Genomic DNA, 17814 nt, shown 5'->3' on the forward strand with positions numbered 1-17814 from the left:
GCCACCCAATGTGCACCTCTCCCGCTTGTGGGGGAGGTCGGATCCGGGTGGGGGCTCTCTCCACAATACGACTCGAGGATAGACCCCCACCCCAACCCTCTCCCGCAAGCGGGAGGGAGTGCACCCGACTCGTCGCGTCTAGCGATCCAGCACCGCGCGCGCGGTCGCCTCATCCGTGATCAGGCCGTTGATCACCCGGCCCGCCAGCGCGGCCTTGATCGACGGCACCTTGGCGGCGCCGACCGCCGCCGCGATCGTGGTTTGCTCCGCTGGAATCTGCGGCGGAATGCTGGTCAGGCGCTTGTTGGTGCCGCCCTTGATGAGGCGCCCTTTGGCGTCATAGGCCCAACCGGTCACCTCGCCGATCGCGCCGAGCCGCATCATCTCCAGCAATTCCTCACGGGTGACGAAGCCGTCGACATGGACCTGGGCCTTCTGGTCCATCTGGCCGATGCCGATCAGCCGGAGATCGGCCTTGGCGGCGACCGCCCTCACCCGCGCGATCGGGTCAATGCGCACCATGCGGTTGCGCTCGTCCTCGCTCGACATCAAGAACGGCAGCGGCATCGGGTAATGGCGCGCGCCGGTGCGGTCGGCGAGCCGTCCCACCGTGTCGTAGAAGCTCGCCGAGCCGTCGGCGGAGATGTTGCCGACCAGCGAGACGATCTGGTGATCGGGCCGCTCGATCGGCGAGACCCGCTCGACCGCGGCGCGCACCGCGCGGCCGGTGCCGAGCGCGACGATGACCGGCGTCTCCGAGCGCAGCGTCGTCTCCAGCAGATTGGCGCTGCGTTCGGCAATTCCTGCATTCGACAGCGGCGCCGCAGGATCTGATGGCACCACGTCGCAATGCACCAGATCGAACCGCGCCTTCAGCCGGGACGCCAGCTCCATGCAGGCGGCAATCGGGTGCTCGAGGCGAAAGGTGATCAGCCGCTCCGCTAGGCACAGCGACACCAGGCGCTGCGCCGAGGCGCGCGACACCTGCAGCATTTTTGCAATTTCGTCCTGGGTGTGGCCCGCGATGAAATACAGCCAGCCGGCGCGCGCCGCATCGTCGAGGCGAGACTTTTCATTGTCGGGCGCAGCCATAATCCTGTGTCAGCCTTCCATCCAGAAATCCGTCATCGCGGCGAAGATTCGATCCGCCCCGGCCTGCCGCAGCAGAGCACTGCCATCCGCCAACCGATAGTGGGCGCCGCCGACAAATCCCCACACTTTCATGCCCGCCGCCTTCGCGGCCGTCACCCCGCTGACGCTGTCCTCGATCACAAGGGTGCGGCGCGGCGCGGCGCCCATCGCGCTTGCCGCATGCAGAAACAGATCCGGCGCCGGCTTGCCGTGCTTGACCATTTGCGAGGTGTAAAGCCGCGGCCCAAAGCTTGCCGCAAGGCCCGTCAGCTCCAGCGAGAACCTCACCCGCGCGAGATCGCTCGATGAGGCGACACAATACGGCAGGCGCAAATCCGTCAGCACCGCCGCGACGCCTGTGATCGGCTTGAGCTGGGATCGGAAGGTCTCGCGGACCTGCAACGCCAGATCAGGCAGGAAGCTCGCGGGCAGCGACTTTCCTGCGGCCGCGGCATATTCGATCACGGCCGCGGTGCTGCGGCCGAGGAAGAGTTCGAGCGCCCGCCCCGTGCTCATCGCGATGCCGGCCTGGACCATCGCCTCGGCGAGGCAACGGCAGCTCAACTCCTCGCTGTCGACAAGCACGCCGTCGCAGTCGAAGATGACGAGATCGGTCTCGGGCAGCCGCGGATCCATTCCGACATGAGATCATATGCTCACGCTATGAGCAATAGATCACAATTTCCGCGCGTAATGCCGCGCCTCAAATGGTCGCGGTGCACCACTGGGTATGCTGTGCGACAAGGCGAAATGCCGCATGACACACCTCTGATCGCGACCATCGTCGCGGGACTTGGCCTCGCTTTCGTCTTCGGAACCATCGCCCAGCGCTTCCGGGTTCCGCCACTGGTCGGTTATCTGCTCGCAGGTGTCGCCGTCGGTCCCTTTACGCCCGGCTTCGTCGCCGATCAGGCGCTGGCGACCGAGCTCGCGGAGCTCGGTATCATCCTCCTGATGTTCGGCGTCGGCCTGCATTTCTCGCTGAACGACCTGTTGTCGGTGCGCGCGATCGCGGTGCCCGGCGCGATTGCCCAGATCGCGGTCGCCACGCTGATGGGCCTCGGCCTCGCGCTGTTGATGGGCTGGACCGTCGGCGCCGGCCTGGTGTTCGGCTTGGCGTTGTCGGTCGCGAGCACCGTGGTGCTGTTGCGCGCGCTGCAGGAACGCCGGCTGATGGACACCGAACGCGGCAAGATCGCGGTCGGCTGGCTGATCGTCGAAGACCTCGCCATGGTGCTCGCGCTGGTGTTGTTCCCGGCGGTGGCGAGCTTCCAGGGCGGCGACGGCGCAGCGCTCGTGGCCGATCCGCTCGCCACCCGCTTCGGCCTCGGGCTGACCGGCGTGCTGGTGCTGACGCTGGTCAAGATTGCCGTGTTCATCGCCTTGATGCTGGTGGTCGGGCGGCGGCTGATCCCGTGGGTGCTGCACTACATCGCGCACACCGGATCGCGCGAGCTGTTCCGCCTGGCCGTGCTCGCGATCGCGCTCTGCATCGCGTTCGGCGCGACCAAGCTGTTCGGCGTTTCGCTGGCGCTCGGCGCTTTCTTCGCCGGGATGATGCTGCGGGAATCGCCGCTCAGCCAGCGCGCCGCGCAGGAAACTCTGCCGCTGCGCGATGCCTTCGCGGTGCTGTTCTTCGTCTCGGTCGGCATGCTGTTCGATCCGCTCAGCATGGTCCGCGAACCCTGGCCCTTGGTCGCGACGCTGTTCGTCATCGTGGTCGGCAAATCGCTCGCTGCGCTCTTGATCGTCGTGCTGTTCCGTCACCCGATGGCGACCGCCCTGATGATCTCGGCGAGCCTCGCCCAGATCGGCGAATTCTCGTTCATCCTGGCGGAGCTCGGCGTTGCGCTCAATCTGCTGCCGAAGGCCGGCCGCGACCTGATCCTGGCCGGCGCGATCTTCTCCATCATGCTCAACCCGCTGGTGTTCGCGGTCGTCGATTGGCTGACGTCGCGGCTGGAGAAACCGCAAGCGGCATCGCCGACCGTTGCGACCTCAGAGGCGATCCCGGTTACCGAGCTGCAGGACCACACCATCCTGGTCGGCTACGGCCGGGTCGGCAGCATCGTCGGCGATTCCCTGCATCAGCGCAACGCGCCGTTCCTCGCGGTCGAGGCGTCCGACGACATGGTCGCGAAGCTCAGGCAGCGTGGCATCGAGGCCCTGATGGGCAACGCCGCACGCGCCAGCGTGCTGCGCGCAACCAATCCCATCGGCGCACGATCGCTGGTCATTGCGATTCCCGAAGCGTTCGAAGCCGGACAGATCGTCGAGCAGGCGCGCGCGGCGAATGCCGGTATCCAGATCATCGCGCGCGCGCATTCCGACGCCGAGGTCGATCATCTGAAGGGGCTCGGGGCCGACATCGTGATCATGGGCGAGCGCGAGATCGCCCGCGGCATGATCGAGGAGCTCGACCGGCGATATCCGGGCGCTGCCACACCAAATATGCGGACGGCCGAGCAAGACTCGGCGGCCTGAGGGCGCAGCGGACGCACTCAACCGCCAAGAAAGGCGGGCGCCAGATCTTCCTGCACGATGATGTTGGCGGCTTCCGTCGTCAGCTCGCTGCCGACGAGATCGAGATTTTTCGCCGCCTCGAACAGCATCGCGCGGACATCGTCCGGCGTCAGCACGCCCTTGGCGATCAGCTTGCGCACCAGCGCCTGCAGGATGAGAACGTCGATCTCGCCATGGGCCAGCGGTGTCGGCTTGTCCGTCATGATCGTCTCCCAGGCTGAGTTCGTCGTTCGACCCGCAAGCGGGGCTGCTAGCGCGGCGGTGACGCGATGTCCTTGTGCAATTGCTCGAACGCGCGGCGCAGGCCATGCAACTGATCGACCAGATGCAGGATGACGTCGATCCCCTCGTCGTTGACGCCGAAATCGCCCTTCAGATCCTGGATCAGATGCGCACGCGCCAAATCGGTGTCGGAGAAGCTGATCTCGCTCGCGGTCTCTTCCGGAACCAGCCATTGCTGCTCGATCCAGAACTCCAGGGTCTGCACCTCCAGACCCGCATCGATGAGGAACTGCTGCTTGTTCATGACGCACCTTCCTCGCGCGGATTGAATGCCTTGCGATCCCAATTCGCAACAAACGCCTCGAGCTCGGGATCGGGTCCCTTGGGCAGCACCACCTTGAGCTTGACGAGCTCATCGCCCTGGCCGCCACTGAGCCGGGGCGCGCCCTTGCCGCGCAGCCGCATCGTGGTGCCGGTGTTGGATCCCTTCGGCACCGTCATGGTGACGGCGCCGGTCGGCGTCGGAACGCGGACCTTTCCGCCGAGCACGGCCTCGGACAGCGAGATCGGCAATTCCAGCGTGATGTCGTCGCCCTCGCGGGCGAAGCGCGGATCGGGGCGGACCTCGACTTCGATCAGCGCATCGCCGGGACCACCTTTACCGCTGCCGGGCATGCCCCTGCCGCGCAGACGAATGACCTGGCCATCGACGAGCCCCGGCGGGATCGTGACGTCGAGCGTGCCACCATCCGGAAGCGTCAGCCGCTTGCTCGCACCGTTGATCGATTCCGCGAAGTCGATCGCGAGGCTGTAATGCAAATCGCGGCCGCGGCGGTTGGCGCGCGCCCGCTCGCTGCGCCGGAGCAATTCGGCGAAGGCGTCCTCCTGGTCCATATAGTCGGCATAGCCGGAACTGTCGGCGTAGGGATGCCCCTCATCCGCGGTGGCGAAATCCCGATAGTAACGATGCTGCGGCCGCTCGGCGCCGCTGGCGTCGATCTCGCCGGCGTCGAAGCGCTTGCGCTTCTCGGCATCCGAGAGCAGATCGTTCGCGGCCGCGACTTCCTTGAATTTTTCCTCGGCCGCCTTGTCGCCCGGGTTGAGATCCGGATGCAGCTTCTTCGCCAGCTTGCGATAGGCCTTCTGGATATCGGCCGCAGATGCCGCAGGCGCAACGCCAAGAACCTCGTACGGATTTCTCACAACCTGCTCCGCAACACCGTGAGTGCACCTGCAATCATGAGGGCGCAAAAGCAGGCGATTTGCAAGAGCGCTCGCGCGGCGCCCGGCCATGGGCGACGCAGCATGCGTTCATGTCGCGCGCGTCAGGACGTATGCCCGGGGTCGAGATATTTCGGGATGTTCTTTTCCTGCTGCGGCGTCATCCTGGCGGGATCCGGCTTGCCCGGCACGCCCCGCGGACCGAGCAGAGCGCGCTGCATATCGTCCTCGCTCAGGCGCGGCTTGCCGTCGTCAAGCTGTCCACTGCCACCGTGACTCTGTGCCATGACTGTCCTCCAGTGATGATCACTTGCCCGTAGCCGGAACAATACCGCGCTCCGCCGGAACGAGCCAGCGGAGCGCGGATCTATCTTAGCGTTGCTCCTGCCGCTTCTCCTCTGCGGGATGACCTGCGGCCGGCGCAGCATGCGGCGCGGCCTGAACGTGCGGCTCCGGCCGTGCCGCCGGCTGCGGATGCGCCTCAGGGCGCGCCATCGTCTCCGGCCGCGCTGCTGGCTCCGGCCGCGCTTCCGGCCTTGCTGCGGGCTCGGGTCGCGGCTCCTCCTTGCGCACCTCTTCGGGCTTCCGCTCCAGCAACGGCTTGTTCTCTTGTGCGGCAGGCCGCGCCACTTCGGGTGCAGGTCGCGGCTCAGCCTTGGGCTCAACCCTGGGCTCGGGCGGAGGCGCTGCGCGCTTCTCTTCGACCGCGGGCCTGTTCTCCTGCGCGGGTGGATGGGCCGGAAGCCCCTTCTCCGGGACCGGGAGCGCGTGCTGCTCAGCAGGTGCAGGCCGCGGTTCGACCTTCGGCTCGGCAACAGGCGCGGCGCGCTTCTCCTCGATTGCAGGCTTGTTCGCCTGGGCAGGCGGAAGCTCCTTGCCCGGGACCGGGAGCGCATGGGAGTCCGCCGGCGCAGGTGCGGGCCCCGGCCGCCGCGGCTCCTCGGCCACCGGCCGTGCAGCGGCGGCGGGCACCGCCTCGCCGGCCGGCCGTGCGCGAACCACGCCCGGCCCCTTCAGCTCGCCCGGACGCGCCGTCGCGGCGACAGCGGGCACGCCGTTGTTGGCGCGCTTGAACAGGCTCGGATCCTGGCTTGCGGTCTCGACCTGCTTGCGCTGCAACGGCGTCGCCGCGAAGTGCTGCTCCTTGGCGATCGTACGTTCGGCAGCGGTCGGCCGCACCTCGATGCCGCCACGGCCGCCATTGTAGCTGACGTTGTTGATAGTGGTCTGATTGATCGTGACGTTCTTCTCGTAGACGTTGGTGATCCGCGCGCCCTGCAGATTGTTCACGGTGCGATTGTAGAAGAAGTTGCCATGATCCCAGCGGCCGCCTTCATAGCCTGCACCGCCGTATCCGAAACCGTAATTGATGCCGCCGTAGAAGCCGACGCGATCACCCCAATAGCCCTGATGGAAAATGAAGCCGCCGCCGAACGCGCCCCAATAGCCCGGGGTCCATAGCAGCCCCACGCGCGGCGGCTGCACCCAGGTGCCCGGCACCCAGTAATAGTCGCCACGCTCGTCGTCCCACGACCAATTGCCCGGCGACCACATGTAGCCGGGCCCGGGCACCGGCGGCTGATCATAGGTCGGCAGCGGCGGCGGCGCCGTCTCGACGGCAGAGACCGGCGCGCATGCCGCATCTTGTGCGATCGCCGGTGCGGCGGTCGCATGGAACAGCGCCGTGGCGATCGCGGCACACGACACGGTCGAAAGAAGACGAGTGGTCATTGGGAGCCTCTTCGATGAACGTGAGAACCGGAACAAAAGTTCCAGGCATCGGCGCGAACCGACGCACGTCATCGCTAGCGCTTTGACCTTACACCAGCCTGAAACGCATCGACGCAAAGCGGAAACACACTCGCGCAGCTATTCATCGGCAGTTCAGAGTGTGCAGCGACGCAGTGTCGTGCGATTCAGTGACGTGACGCGCGACGCTCGCCCGCATCATTCGGCCGCATCATCATTGCGTCATGCAGAGTGCGACGTCACCAGTTCCGAAACCGTCTCGAACATGACTCTGGCATTCGCACGATTGTAACGATCCGGACCCGTCGAGCAGCTCGACGTCGCAGCGCGCGGTGATCGGCCGAGCCGATAACGGCGTGATGCTACCCTGACGCGTCGACGCGTCCGTAGCAGTGCCTCCGGATGAGTGCCAGAAGCGCGCATCTGCAGCCGCAGGACCTCGAACGTGGTAGGCCAGAGGCCGCGCTCGGCGATTGACACTCCCTTGAAAGGACCACACGATACGGAAAGCGGCAGCGTCAGGCCCGCGGTTTCCGCCGGCGCAATTGTACTCGGCTGCCGCATGATGGATGTCATCGTTCCGCCATCTGTCGCCGGCTGGAATGCGTGGCATACTGGATCTCGACGAGCCTCTGTTTGCCTTGAGGTGCCACGATGAACATAGAGAAGTATACCGACCGCCTTCGCGGCTTCATCCAGTCGGCACAATCGCTCGCCATGCGCGAGGGACATCAGCAGTTCTCGACGCTCTATCTCCTGAAAGTTCTGCTCGACGACAATGAAGGCCTCGCCGCCGGCCTGATCGACCGCGCCGGCGGCAACTCGCGCGCGATCCTCAAGGCAACCGAGGATGCGCTGGCCAAGGTGCCGAAGGTCAGCGGCGCAGGCTCGGGACAGATCTACATGGCGCCCGAGACCGCGCGGGCCTTCGCCGCCGCGGAACAGGCCGCCGACAAGGCCGGCGACAGTTTTGTCTCGGTCGAGCGCCTGCTGCAGGCGCTGGCCGCCGACAAGGACAGCGAGGCCGGCAAGCTGCTCGCCAAGGGCGGCGTCAACGCGCAGAATCTCAACGCCGCCATCAACGCGCTGCGCAAGGGACGCACCGCCGACAGCGCGTCGGCCGAGAATGCCTATGACGCGCTGAAGAAATATGCCCGCGACCTGACCCAGGCCGCGCGCGACGGCAAGCTCGATCCAGTGATCGGCCGCGACGAGGAGATCCGCCGCACCATCCAGGTGCTGTCGCGCCGCACCAAGAACAATCCGGTCCTGATCGGCGAGCCCGGCGTCGGCAAGACCGCGATCGTGGAGGGGCTGGCGCTGCGCATCGTCAATGGCGACGTGCCGGAAAGCCTGCAGGACAAGGCGCTGCTCGCGCTCGATCTCGGCGCGCTGATCGCGGGCGCGAAATATCGCGGCGAGTTCGAGGAGCGGCTCAAGGCGGTGCTGCAGGAGGTGACCTCCGCCGAGGGCGGCATCATCCTGTTCATCGACGAGATGCACACGCTGATCGGCGCCGGCAAGGGCGACGGCGCGATGGACGCATCGAACCTCTTGAAGCCCGCGCTCGCCCGCGGCGAATTGCATTGCATCGGCGCCACCACGCTCGACGAATACCGCAAGCATGTCGAAAAGGACGCCGCGCTGGCCCGGCGTTTCCAGCCGGTGTTCGTCTCCGAGCCGACGGTCGAGGACACCATCTCGATCCTGCGCGGCCTGAAGGACAAATACGAGCAGCATCACGGCGTGCGGATCGCGGATTCAGCGCTGGTCGCCGCCGCCACGCTGTCGAACCGCTACATCACCGATCGCTTCCTGCCCGACAAGGCCATCGACCTGATGGACGAGGCCGCGGCGCGGCTGAAGATGCAGGTCGATTCCAAGCCGGAGGAGCTCGACTCGCTCGACCGCGAGATCATCCGGCTCAAGATCGAGCAGGAGGCGCTGAAGAAGGAGACCGATCTCGGCTCCAGGAGCCGCCTACAGACGCTCGAGAAGGATCTCGTGGATCTCGAGAAGAAATCGGCGGACATGACGTCGAAATGGCGGTCGGAAAAGAGCAAGCTCTCCGATGCGCAGAAGATGAAGGGCGAGCTCGAGCAGTTGCGCACCGAGCTTGCCAATGCGCAGCGCAAGGGCGAATTCCAGAAGGCGGGCGAACTGGCCTATGGCCGGATTCCGGAGCTCGAGAAGAAGCTCGCCGCGGTCGAAGCCAGCGAGACTTCGTCGGCCGGCGAGACCGTGACCGCCGACAATATCGCGCAGGTGGTGTCGCGCTGGACCGGCGTGCCGGTCGACAAGATGCTGGAGGGCGAGAAGGACAAGCTGCTGCGCATGGAGGAAATGCTCGGCAAGCGCGTCGTCGGCCAGGCCGAAGCGGTCCGTGCGGTGTCGACCGCGGTGCGACGCGCGCGCGCGGGGCTGCAGGATCCCAACCGGCCGATCGGCTCGTTCATGTTCTTAGGCCCCACCGGCGTCGGCAAGACCGAGCTCGCAAAGGCGCTCGCCGAATATCTGTTCGACGACGAGACCGCGATGGTCCGCCTCGACATGTCCGAATACATGGAGAAGCACTCGGTGTCGCGGCTGATCGGCGCCCCGCCCGGCTATGTCGGCTATGACGAGGGCGGCGCGCTCACCGAAGCGGTACGGCGGCGGCCCTACCAGGTCGTGCTGTTCGACGAGATCGAGAAGGCGCACCCCGATGTCTTCAACGTGCTGCTTCAGGTGCTGGACGACGGCCGCCTCACCGACGGCCAGGGCCGCACCGTCGATTTCCGCAACACGCTGATCATCATGACCTCGAACATCGGAGCCGAGTACCTCGTCAACCAGCCAGAGGGCCAGAGCACGAGCGCGGTGCGCGAGCAGGTGATGAACATGGTGCGGGCGCATTTCCGTCCCGAGTTCCTCAACCGGATCGACGAGATCATCCTGTTCCACCGGCTGCAGAAGAGCGACATGGGCCGCATCGTCGAGATCCAGTTCTCGCGGCTGCGCAAGCTGCTGGAGGATCGCAAGATCGAGCTGGAGCTCGAGCCGAAGGCGCGCGACTGGCTGGCGGAGAAAGGCTGGGATCCAGCCTATGGTGCCCGCCCGCTGAAGCGGGTGATCCAGCGCAGCGTGCAAGATCCGCTCGCCGAAATGATCCTCGCCGGCGACGTGCGCGACGGCTCGCAGGTGAAGCTCTCCGCCACCAAGACCGGCCTCACCTTCAACGGCAAGAGGCCGGAGACCGCCGCGGCGGACGAATACGAACCGGTGTGAGACAAGCCCGGATTGCGCCGACGACGCGCCGTCATCGCCGCGTCGTCTCGGCGCTTCATATGCAAGCTGGCCTTCAACCAGGGAGAGCGCCATGACGCAGAACATCAAGGACAACATGGAGGTCATCGGTGCCGATGGCGTGCATGTCGGCACCGTCGATCGCGTCGAAGGCAACCGCATCAAGCTCAAGAAAAGTGAAAGCGACGGCTTCCACAAAGGCCATCACCACTATATCGAGCTCGGCTTCGTCGCCGGTGTCGAAGGCACCAAGGTGCGGCTGTCAGCCAACGCCGCGATTGCGGTGACGCTCGAGGAGGAGAAGTCCGGCAAGCCCGTCGATTGACGCAGACACCTCTGCATTCGAGGTCTTGTAAAGGTTCCAGTTGCATGCTCCTCTGCCTCTCTCTGAACGTCGATCCGACGTCCAGAACCAGATGTTTTGTCGTCGTGGACTAGCCGTTTAGTAAGGAGAGATGCGTGCCATCAGCCGTTCCGCAACCGGTCGCTGCGAAGCTGACGCGCGCGGCCATCTTCCTTGCGGTCACGATCAAGCCCAATCCGGAGTATGATGCAGTGGTGCGGTCGCTGTGCGCCGATCTGGCCGCGCTGGTGCGCGCCGTGGGCTTCCGCGATCTCGAGGGCCGGCTGTCCTGCGTCATGGGGATCGGCTCCGACGCCTGGGACCGGCTGTTCGGTGCGCCGAAGCCGCAAGGCCTGCATCCGTTCCGCGAGATCCATGGCGTCCACCACGCCATCGCAACGCCGGGCGACCTGCTGTTTCACATTCGCGCCGTGCCGATGGACCTGTGCTTCGAGCTCGCGACCCAGATCATGACACAGCTCGGCGATGCCGTCGCCACCTCGGACGAAGTGCACGGCTTCAAATATTTCGACGAGCGCGACCTGCTCGGCTTTGTCGACGGCACGGAGAATCCCGAGGATCAGGCCGCCCTGGAGGCCACCATCATCGGCGACGAGGACGCGGACTTCGCCGGCGGCAGCTATGTGATCGTACAAAAATACCTGCACGATATGAAGAAGTGGAACGAGCTGCCGGTCGAGATGCAGGAGAAGATCATCGGCCGGACCAAGCTGTCCGACATCGAGCTCGACGATGCGGTGAAGCCGAGCTACGCGCACAACGCCCTGACGACGATCGTCGAGAACGGCAAGGAGCTCGATATCCTCCGCGACAACATGCCGTTCGGCAATGTCAGCGAGGGCGAGTTCGGCACCTATTTCATCGGCTACGCCAAGTCGCCGCACCGGATCGAGCAGATGCTGGAGAACATGTTCGTCGGCAAGCCGCCGGGCAATTACGACCGGCTGCTCGATTTCAGCCGCGCCGTCACCGGCACGCTGTTCTTCGTCCCGTCGGCGACCTTCCTGGAGGATGTCGCGAGCGCGCCGCCCGCGGCCTCGCCCGCCGAGCCGTCCCTGGATGATGCCGGGGCTGCCGACGCACCCGCACCAAGAATACCGCCGTCCGACGGCTCGCTCGGGATCGGCTCACTGAAAGGAGAGGCTGGACATGAATAATCTGCATCGGGGACTTGCCCCTATCTCGGACGCGGCATGGGCGCAGATCGAAGAGGAAGCCTCGCGCACGTTGAAGCGCCATCTGGCGGCGCGCCGTGTCGTCGACGTCGATGGCCCGAAGGGCACTGATTTCTCCGCGGTCGGCACCGGCCATCTCAAGAAAATTTCGACGCCCGGCGACGGGGTCGAGGCGACGCAGCGCGATGTCCGTGCGCTGGTCGAGCTGCGCGTGCCGTTCGAGCTCTCGCGCCAGGCGATTGACGACGTCGAGCGCGGCTCCAATGATTCCGACTGGGACCCGCTCAAGGCGGCTGCGCGCAAGATCGCCTTCGCGGAGGATCGTGCGGTGTTCGATGGCTACGCCGCCGCCGGCATCCAGGGCATCCGTCAGGGCAGCAGCAACCCGGTGCTGACGCTGCCGGCGAGCATCAAGAATTACCCCAACGTGGTGGCGCAGGCGGTCAGCCAATTGCGGCTCGCCGGCGTCAACGGTCCCTATACGCTGCTGCTCGGCACCGAGCCCTATACCGCGATCGGCGGCGCGACCGATGACGGCTACCCGGTGCTGCAACACATCCAGCGCCTGGTCGACGGCAAGATCATCTGGGCGCCGGCGATCGAGGGCGGCGTGCTACTGACCACGCGCGGCGGCGATTTCCAGCTCTCGATCGGCCAGGACCTTTCGATCGGCTATCTCAGCCACTCTGCGACCTCGGTCCAGCTGTATTTCCAGGAGACCATCACCTTCCTGATGCTGACCAGCGAAGCGTCGGTGGTGCTTGCGCCGGAGGCGAAGAAACCCGCCTAGTCTTACCGGCGTTGACTCATCCGGGAAGTTTCCGGCCGTTGCCGGGGCTTCCGCTAAACGTGAAACGGAGAGGAGGCGCGCAATGGACTACGATCTCTACATCAACCCGAAGAAGGCGTCGGTCGGTCTCTACGTCCGCAAGGGCGCGGGTCTCCCCGACCTTGCCGATGCCAAGGACTGGGTGTTCGACGGCACCTCGGCCCAGGCCAATCTGCCGCCGCAGCTCGTGAAGGAGATCGAGACCAACGGCCACGCCTTTCGCGACATGGATTGAGCTCGTTCGTCGGCGCCTAGAGCCTTTTCCGTTCCGATTGAATCGGAACGGGGCTCTAGATTCTTGCTTTGACGCGTTTTCTTCACGCGAACCGGTACCCACTTCGCTCGAAAACGCTTTACTTCTCGCCGACCTTCACCGGGGCGGTCTCGGGCATCAGGCTCATCGCCACGATGCCGACCGCTGCCGCGAGCAGCAGATACCAGGACGGCGCCAGCGGATCTCCCGTCGCGTGCAGCAGCCACGTGACGACGAGCTGCGCGGTGCCGCCGAACGTCGCGATCGCAACCGCGTAGATCGTGGCGAACACGCCGCCGCGGATGTTCTGCGGCAGCGCTTCGGTGAAGGCGGCATAGAACGCGGTGAACGGCAGTGATCCGATGAACGACAGGATGCCGAAGCCGAACAGCAGCGACCAGGCGCCGGGGTCGTGGACGATCCAGAGGAAGGCCGGGTAGGTCAGCACCAGCACGACAAGCTGCGGCCAGATCATGATCGGCTTGCGTCCGAGCCGGTCGGCAAGCCAGCCGCCCAGCAACGCACCGATGATCTGCAGTCCGTTGCTGACCAGCGATACCGTGAACGCCAGCGACGGCGACACATGCAGCGTGTTCTTGGCGTAGGTCGTCATGTATTGCGTCACGTAGGTCGAGATCGTGCCGCTGGCCAGGATCATCACCGCCAGCACGATCACGCGGAGATGCGCCCGCGCCTGCGCAACATGGCTCGAACTCTCGGCGCTCCCGGCAGCACGCTCGCCGTGAGGAACGGTTTCCGGCAGCGTGCGGCGCATCCAAATGCCGAACGGCAGGCAGACCGCCCCGAGCAGGAATGCGACGCGCCATCCGTAGGCCTGCAGCATGTCGGGCGCCATGGTGCTGCTCAGGATGACGCCGACCAGCGCGCCGATCGTGGCCGCGATCTCCTGGCTGGCGGGTTGCCATGCCACCACCAGGCCGCGATCCCTCGGCGCCGCAATCTCGATCAGATAGGCCGTGGTCGGTCCGACCTCGCCGCCGAGCGCAAATCCCTGCACCATGCGCGCCAGGATCACGATGATCGGGGCCACGATGCCGATTGCGGCATAGGATGGCGTCAGCGCGATGGTCAGAATTGCGCCGCCCATCAGCGCGAAACTCAGCAACATTGCCGGCCGCCGGCCGACCCGGTCTGAGAAGATGCCGAGCACGATGCCGCCGATCGGGCGCGTCAGAAAGCCGGCGCCGAAGGTCGCCAGCGACAGCATCAGGCTGCCGTATTCGCTGTGCGCGGGGAAGAAGGTGCGGCCGATCTCGGTCGCAAAGAAGCTGTAGGTGATGAAGTCGTAGAACTCCAGCATGTTGCCGATGGTCGCGGCAAAGGCTGCGCGCTTGACATCGAACCCATCCCTGCTCGCAATGTCCGGCAATGCTCTCGGTTCCTTGTCCGCCTGTCCCGCGCGAGTATTATTCCTCGGACCATGCAAGGCAAGGCGCAGCGCACAGCGCGATCTGCATGCGACGCAAGCGACAGGAAGGACAGACCCGATGCCCGCCGACAAACTCTTCATCAATGCCAGGCTCGGTGACGGCGCCAGCAGCGACATGCTGGTTCGCGATGGCCGCATCGTTGCGATCGAAGCGAGGGCCGAGCGCCCGGCCGGGGTCGAGATCGTCGATCTCGGCAACGCGCTGGTCGTGCCCGGCTTCGTCGAGGGTCACATCCATCTCGATACCAGCTTCTATGGCGACACCTGGCGGCCGCACCGTCCCTGCACCGACGGATTCAACGTCCATGAGCGGGTGGCGTTTCAGGCCGAAAACCTTGCTGCTGCCGCGCCGATGGACGTGCGGGCGCGGAACCAGCTCGACCTTTGTATCGGACATGGCACCACGCAGATGCGCAGTCACGTCATGGTCGACGGTTCGGTGGGCCTCAAGTCGCTCGAGACTATCCTCAGGGTACGCGACGAATACCGGGATCTGATCGACATCCAGCTCGTGGCGTTTCCGCAAAGCGGGATTCTCAGCAGCCCCGGCACGCCGCAATTGCTCGATGAGGCGATCAGGCTCGGCGCCAATGTGGTCGGCGGGCTCGATCCCGCAAGCTTCGATCGGGATGTCGAGGGGCATCTCAATGTCGTCTTCGGCGTTGCGCACAAGCATGGCGTCGATGTCGACATCCATCTTCACGATGGCGGCATGCTCGGCGCCTTCGAGGTCGAGCAGATCGCGGCGCGAACGCGTGCGCTCGGCATGGAGGGCCGTGTCGCCGTCAGCCACGCCTACGGGCTCGGCGACATTCCTGCGGACGCGCTGAAAAAGACTGCCGACATCCTGGCGCGCTCTGGGATAGCGATCATGACGAATGCGCCGGGCAGCCGGCCGTTCCCGCCGGTCGCCACGCTCAGGAACGCCGGCGTCACGGTGTTCAGCGGCAATGACAATATCAGGGACAGCTGGTGGCCCTATGGCGACGGCGACATGCTGGGCCGCGCGATGTTGATCGGATACCGCTCGGGCTTCTACACCGATGACGAGCTCGCGATCGCGTTCGACATGGTCACCGCGGCCGGCGCCAAGGCGCTGCGGCTCGAAGGCTACGGCCTGCGTGTGGGGGACAAGGCCGATTTCGTGACCTTGAACGCTGCGCATATCCAGGAGGCCGTGGTCGCGCGGCCCTCGGGACGTTCGGTGTACAAGGGCGGCGTGCTTACCGCGCGCGACAATCGCGTCGTCAAGGACGTCGACCGATCCTGAGGCGAAGGCCGCCGCGCAGCAGGCGGACTAGCGGACCGACGGAATGATCGCGCGGAGAATATCGCGGTTCCAGCGTTGCCGGGCGCCATCGAATGCCGCGAAATCGTGATCGAACTGCCAATAGGCCCACGCCCACCCGAAACTTTCGGCGCGTCTCGCCACGAACGACAGGTATTTCGCACGGCTCTCCGCCGGCGCGCGCTCGTAGACGCCGAACTCGCCGAGATAGATCGGACGCATCTCCTTCTCCGACCAGGACCGGACCTTGTCGAAATCGGCGGCGGCCTTCGCCTCGTCTTCCGCAGAGCCCCAGTTGAGCGGGCCGATCTTCGAGAATGTTGCTGACCAAGGCGCACCCTGGTGGGTGAATCGTATCGGCGCATAATAGTGGAACGTAACGATGAGATTTCTGTCGCCGGGTGGCAGTGCCAATTCATCAACCGGCAGCTCATCGGTGTTCAGGACGGCCGCAACGACACTGCGCGTCGGATTCGTCCGCCTGATGATGGCGAGACAATCGCCGAGCAGCGCATTCCATTCGGCCGAAGTCATGTTGCCGCCGGGCTCGTTCAGGACCTCGAACACCAGCTTCGGATACTTTCTGGCATAGCGCGACGCGATCTGGCGCCAGAACGCCTTGAGCTTCACCGTGCATTCCGGCACGTCGCGCTGGCAGAGGTCGGTGTCGTGCTCATCGAGGATCGGGATCAGCTTCCGCGCCAGCACTTCCTCGATCACGCCATCGAGGCGCCGCAAGACGGCTTCATCCAGGATGTTTCCCGAATCCATGTGCCTGAAGCCGAAGAAGTTGATCCTGACATGCGAGAAGCCGGCCTGGCGGATCGTATTGAGGTTTTCCAGGCGGAAAGGCGCGTTCTGGTGTCCTTCCCAGATGCCGTCATAGCCGAGAATATTGATGCCGCGCCCCAGTGCCGCGACGTCCGGCGACGCGCCTTGCCCCGCGGCATTCGCCGGCGAGATCAGCACCGCAGACAGCGCCGCCGCCACGAGCGCGCTGAAGGTTCCCTGCAAAATCGATCGGAACGCCGTCATGGTTGCTCCAGCTCGTGCGCACGCGATGACGGCACCGGCCGACAGACGGCAAGGAAGAACGCAATCAGCAGCACCGATGTGAACATCGTCGAACGAAGGAACACCGTCTCGGTAAAGTTGGTCTGGCAGTTGAGAAACACGAACCCGATGATCAGTGCACAATGCAGACGATCGATCGCGCGCTCCGCGATCAGGCAAAGCACCTTGTAGGAGAACAGAAAGACGCTTGCCGTGAACAGGAAATAGCCCAGGAATCCGGTCTCGATCAGAATGGCGATATAGCCATTGTGATAGTTGTCGAGCACCCAGCCGTGGTTCTGGTTGAAATAATCGTAGATAGCCGGATTGGTCCAGAACCCGTTGATGCCAAATCCGAACAGCGGCGCGTCGTCGAAATGGCCGATGGCGTACTGCCAGATGAAGGTTCTTTCGGTGAAATCGATCGTCGTATCGAAGACGTGGATCGAGTCGTATCCGGTCGCATAGAAATACAGGATCAGCAGCACGGCCGCGACGCACATCACGCATGGCAGGATCGCGTAGACCTGCATGCACCTGACGGACCACAGCGACGTCAGCACCAGCGCACAGGCAACCAGCGCCAGGGCGCCGGCGCCGCGCGACTCCGAGAGAATGACGCAGGTCGAGGCGAGCGCGAAGGTGACGAGGAAGGGCAACCATCCCTGTCCGGTTATCTTGCGATAACAGGCAAAGAACATCAGATAGGCACCGGCAAAGCCCAGGGTCTGCTTCGATTCGAAGACACCCTGCCACTGCCCCATGTGCATCCAGCTGTCATCGACCCCGATATCCGGGAAAACCACGGCACAGAGCGCAGAGGCCGCGATCAGCACGAAGAGGCCGCGGGTCGTCGCTTTCACGATGTCGTCGATGTCGACGCGGGTGATCATACAGAACGCGCCGAGCGTCGTGATCGCGAGCGCCGCGGCCTTCATCAGGGCGGCACCGCCCAGATTGGTCCAGAACACCGAAATAGTGGCGAACGCGTAGAACGCGATGACCGCAAGCGTGTCGAGATTGAAGGCCAGCCGCAGGCACGGACGGATGAACAGGCTGGCATAGATCAGCACGCCCCACATCAAGAGGGCTATGGCCTGCTGCACCAGCGTCAACTCGGTCGGAAGCAACGCGGCGTGGAAGGTCCCCATCGACATGATCACGTTGATGGTGATCGACCAGTTGACGACGGTCCTTGCGAAATTTTCCGCCTCGACGCTGGGCGCCTGCCAGGTCGAGCTATCGAGCGCACGTCCGTCCATATCGGTTGT

Annotated in this window: 17 protein-coding genes; 7 read left to right on the plus strand and 10 right to left on the minus strand. The window is 64.9% G+C overall.

Going from position 1 to position 17814, the window contains the following annotated elements:
- Nucleotides 1–138 precede the first annotated feature (138 nt).
- Nucleotides 139–1092, minus strand: coding sequence for a sugar-binding transcriptional regulator (locus tag V5279_RS35160; protein WP_338691594.1), 954 nt, complete (start codon nt 1090–1092; stop codon nt 139–141).
- Nucleotides 1093–1101: 9 nt separating this feature from the next.
- Nucleotides 1102–1767, minus strand: a complete 666-nt coding sequence (locus V5279_RS35165) for an HAD family hydrolase (RefSeq protein ID WP_338691595.1) — start codon at nt 1765–1767, stop codon at nt 1102–1104.
- Nucleotides 1768–1881: 114 nt separating this feature from the next.
- On the opposite strand from V5279_RS35165, the gene ybaL reads away from it, so the two are divergent.
- Complete coding sequence (ybaL, locus tag V5279_RS35170; protein ID WP_338691596.1) at nt 1882–3615, plus strand: YbaL family putative K(+) efflux transporter; 1734 nt, start codon at nt 1882–1884, stop codon at nt 3613–3615.
- 17 nt (nt 3616–3632) lie between these two features.
- On the opposite strand, the gene V5279_RS35175 is transcribed toward ybaL, so the two are convergent.
- The 5 genes from V5279_RS35175 to V5279_RS35195 all read right to left on the minus strand — a co-directional run bounded on the left by V5279_RS35175 (nt 3633) and on the right by V5279_RS35195 (nt 6828).
- Nucleotides 3633–3857 (minus strand): hypothetical protein, encoded by a 225-nt coding sequence (locus V5279_RS35175; RefSeq protein ID WP_021081495.1) that lies wholly within the window; start codon nt 3855–3857, stop codon nt 3633–3635.
- A 47-nt stretch (nt 3858–3904) separates the two neighbouring features.
- The gene (locus tag V5279_RS35180; RefSeq protein WP_166209274.1) at nt 3905–4180 is read right to left on the minus strand and encodes a chaperone modulator CbpM; all 276 of its coding nucleotides are present in this window, start codon (nt 4178–4180) and stop codon (nt 3905–3907) included.
- A complete protein-coding gene (locus V5279_RS35185; RefSeq protein ID WP_338691597.1) occupies nt 4177–5079 on the minus strand; it encodes a J domain-containing protein in 903 nt (300 codons plus the stop codon). The genes V5279_RS35180 and V5279_RS35185 overlap by 4 nt, the downstream gene beginning before the upstream one ends.
- A 122-nt stretch (nt 5080–5201) precedes the next feature.
- Entirely contained in the window at nt 5202–5384 is a 183-nt protein-coding gene (locus V5279_RS35190; RefSeq protein ID WP_338691598.1) for a hypothetical protein, read from the minus strand.
- A gap of 85 nt (nt 5385–5469) precedes the next feature.
- Nucleotides 5470–6828, minus strand: a complete 1359-nt coding sequence (locus tag V5279_RS35195; RefSeq protein WP_338691599.1) for a hypothetical protein — start codon at nt 6826–6828, stop codon at nt 5470–5472.
- A gap of 672 nt (nt 6829–7500) precedes the next feature.
- Between V5279_RS35195 and clpB the strand changes: the two genes are divergently transcribed.
- The 5 genes from clpB (at nt 7501) to V5279_RS35220 (ending at nt 12734) form a co-directional block, all read left to right on the plus strand.
- The gene (gene clpB / locus V5279_RS35200) at nt 7501–10113 is read left to right on the plus strand and encodes an ATP-dependent chaperone ClpB (protein WP_338691600.1); all 2613 of its coding nucleotides are present in this window, start codon (nt 7501–7503) and stop codon (nt 10111–10113) included.
- A 91-nt stretch (nt 10114–10204) separates the two neighbouring features.
- Nucleotides 10205–10456: a DUF2171 domain-containing protein gene (locus tag V5279_RS35205; protein WP_166209284.1), complete on the plus strand. Its 252-nt coding sequence runs from the start codon at nt 10205–10207 to the stop codon at nt 10454–10456.
- A gap of 134 nt (nt 10457–10590) precedes the next feature.
- On the plus strand, nt 10591–11652 hold the full coding sequence (locus tag V5279_RS35210) for a Dyp-type peroxidase (RefSeq protein WP_338691601.1): 1062 nt from the start codon (nt 10591–10593) through the stop codon (nt 11650–11652).
- Nucleotides 11645–12460, plus strand: coding sequence for a family 1 encapsulin nanocompartment shell protein (locus tag V5279_RS35215; RefSeq protein WP_338691602.1), 816 nt, complete (start codon nt 11645–11647; stop codon nt 12458–12460). The genes V5279_RS35210 and V5279_RS35215 overlap by 8 nt, the downstream gene beginning before the upstream one ends.
- A gap of 82 nt (nt 12461–12542) precedes the next feature.
- Nucleotides 12543–12734, plus strand: coding sequence for a hypothetical protein (locus tag V5279_RS35220; protein WP_338691603.1), 192 nt, complete (start codon nt 12543–12545; stop codon nt 12732–12734).
- Nucleotides 12735–12852: 118 nt separating this feature from the next.
- On the opposite strand, the gene V5279_RS35225 is transcribed toward V5279_RS35220, so the two are convergent.
- Nucleotides 12853–14142 carry an MFS transporter gene (locus V5279_RS35225; protein ID WP_414645869.1) on the minus strand — a complete coding sequence of 430 codons (1290 nt, stop codon included), beginning with the start codon at nt 14140–14142 and terminating at the stop codon, nt 12853–12855.
- Between the two features lie 118 nt (nt 14143–14260).
- Here V5279_RS35225 and V5279_RS35230 point away from each other — a divergent pair, with 118 nt between their 5' ends.
- Nucleotides 14261–15472 carry an amidohydrolase family protein gene (locus V5279_RS35230; protein ID WP_338691604.1) on the plus strand — a complete coding sequence of 404 codons (1212 nt, stop codon included), beginning with the start codon at nt 14261–14263 and terminating at the stop codon, nt 15470–15472.
- A 27-nt stretch (nt 15473–15499) separates the two neighbouring features.
- Here V5279_RS35230 and V5279_RS35235 read toward each other — a convergent pair whose 3' ends face one another.
- Both V5279_RS35235 and V5279_RS35240 read right to left on the minus strand, forming a co-directional pair.
- Nucleotides 15500–16525, minus strand: a complete 1026-nt coding sequence (locus tag V5279_RS35235) for a glycoside hydrolase family 5 protein (protein ID WP_338691605.1) — start codon at nt 16523–16525, stop codon at nt 15500–15502.
- The gene (locus tag V5279_RS35240) at nt 16522–17805 is read right to left on the minus strand and encodes an O-antigen ligase family protein (RefSeq protein WP_224741259.1); all 1284 of its coding nucleotides are present in this window, start codon (nt 17803–17805) and stop codon (nt 16522–16524) included. Before V5279_RS35240 ends, V5279_RS35235 begins: the two co-directional genes overlap by 4 nt.
- Nucleotides 17806–17814: the final 9 nt, after the last annotated feature.

Origin of the sequence: Bradyrhizobium sp. 26S5 (assembly GCF_036923295.1) — a bacterium.
Classification (GTDB): Bacteria; Pseudomonadota; Alphaproteobacteria; order Rhizobiales; family Xanthobacteraceae; genus Bradyrhizobium; species Bradyrhizobium septentrionale.

Excerpts from the sequence above, each read along its gene's own strand:
- V5279_RS35190 (WP_338691598.1), bottom strand. The coding sequence starts at position 5,384 with ATGGCACAGAGTCACGGTGGCAGTGGACAGCTTGACGACGGCAAGCCG.
- V5279_RS35165 (WP_338691595.1), bottom strand. The coding sequence starts at position 1,767 with ATGGATCCGCGGCTGCCCGAGACCGATCTCGTCATCTTCGACTGCGAC.
- V5279_RS35205 (WP_166209284.1), top strand. The coding sequence starts at position 10,205 with ATGACGCAGAACATCAAGGACAACATGGAGGTCATCGGTGCCGATGGC.
- ybaL (WP_338691596.1), top strand. The coding sequence starts at position 1,882 with ATGCCGCATGACACACCTCTGATCGCGACCATCGTCGCGGGACTTGGC.
- V5279_RS35240 (WP_224741259.1), bottom strand. The coding sequence starts at position 17,805 with ATGGACGGACGTGCGCTCGATAGCTCGACCTGGCAGGCGCCCAGCGTC.
- V5279_RS35195 (WP_338691599.1), bottom strand. The coding sequence starts at position 6,828 with ATGACCACTCGTCTTCTTTCGACCGTGTCGTGTGCCGCGATCGCCACG.
- V5279_RS35215 (WP_338691602.1), top strand. The coding sequence starts at position 11,645 with ATGAATAATCTGCATCGGGGACTTGCCCCTATCTCGGACGCGGCATGG.
- V5279_RS35180 (WP_166209274.1), bottom strand. The coding sequence starts at position 4,180 with ATGAACAAGCAGCAGTTCCTCATCGATGCGGGTCTGGAGGTGCAGACC.
- V5279_RS35175 (WP_021081495.1), bottom strand. The coding sequence starts at position 3,857 with ATGACGGACAAGCCGACACCGCTGGCCCATGGCGAGATCGACGTTCTC.
- V5279_RS35160 (WP_338691594.1), bottom strand. The coding sequence starts at position 1,092 with ATGGCTGCGCCCGACAATGAAAAGTCTCGCCTCGACGATGCGGCGCGC.
- V5279_RS35235 (WP_338691605.1), bottom strand. The coding sequence starts at position 16,525 with ATGACGGCGTTCCGATCGATTTTGCAGGGAACCTTCAGCGCGCTCGTG.
- V5279_RS35220 (WP_338691603.1), top strand. The coding sequence starts at position 12,543 with ATGGACTACGATCTCTACATCAACCCGAAGAAGGCGTCGGTCGGTCTC.
- V5279_RS35230 (WP_338691604.1), top strand. The coding sequence starts at position 14,261 with ATGCCCGCCGACAAACTCTTCATCAATGCCAGGCTCGGTGACGGCGCC.
- clpB (WP_338691600.1), top strand. The coding sequence starts at position 7,501 with ATGAACATAGAGAAGTATACCGACCGCCTTCGCGGCTTCATCCAGTCG.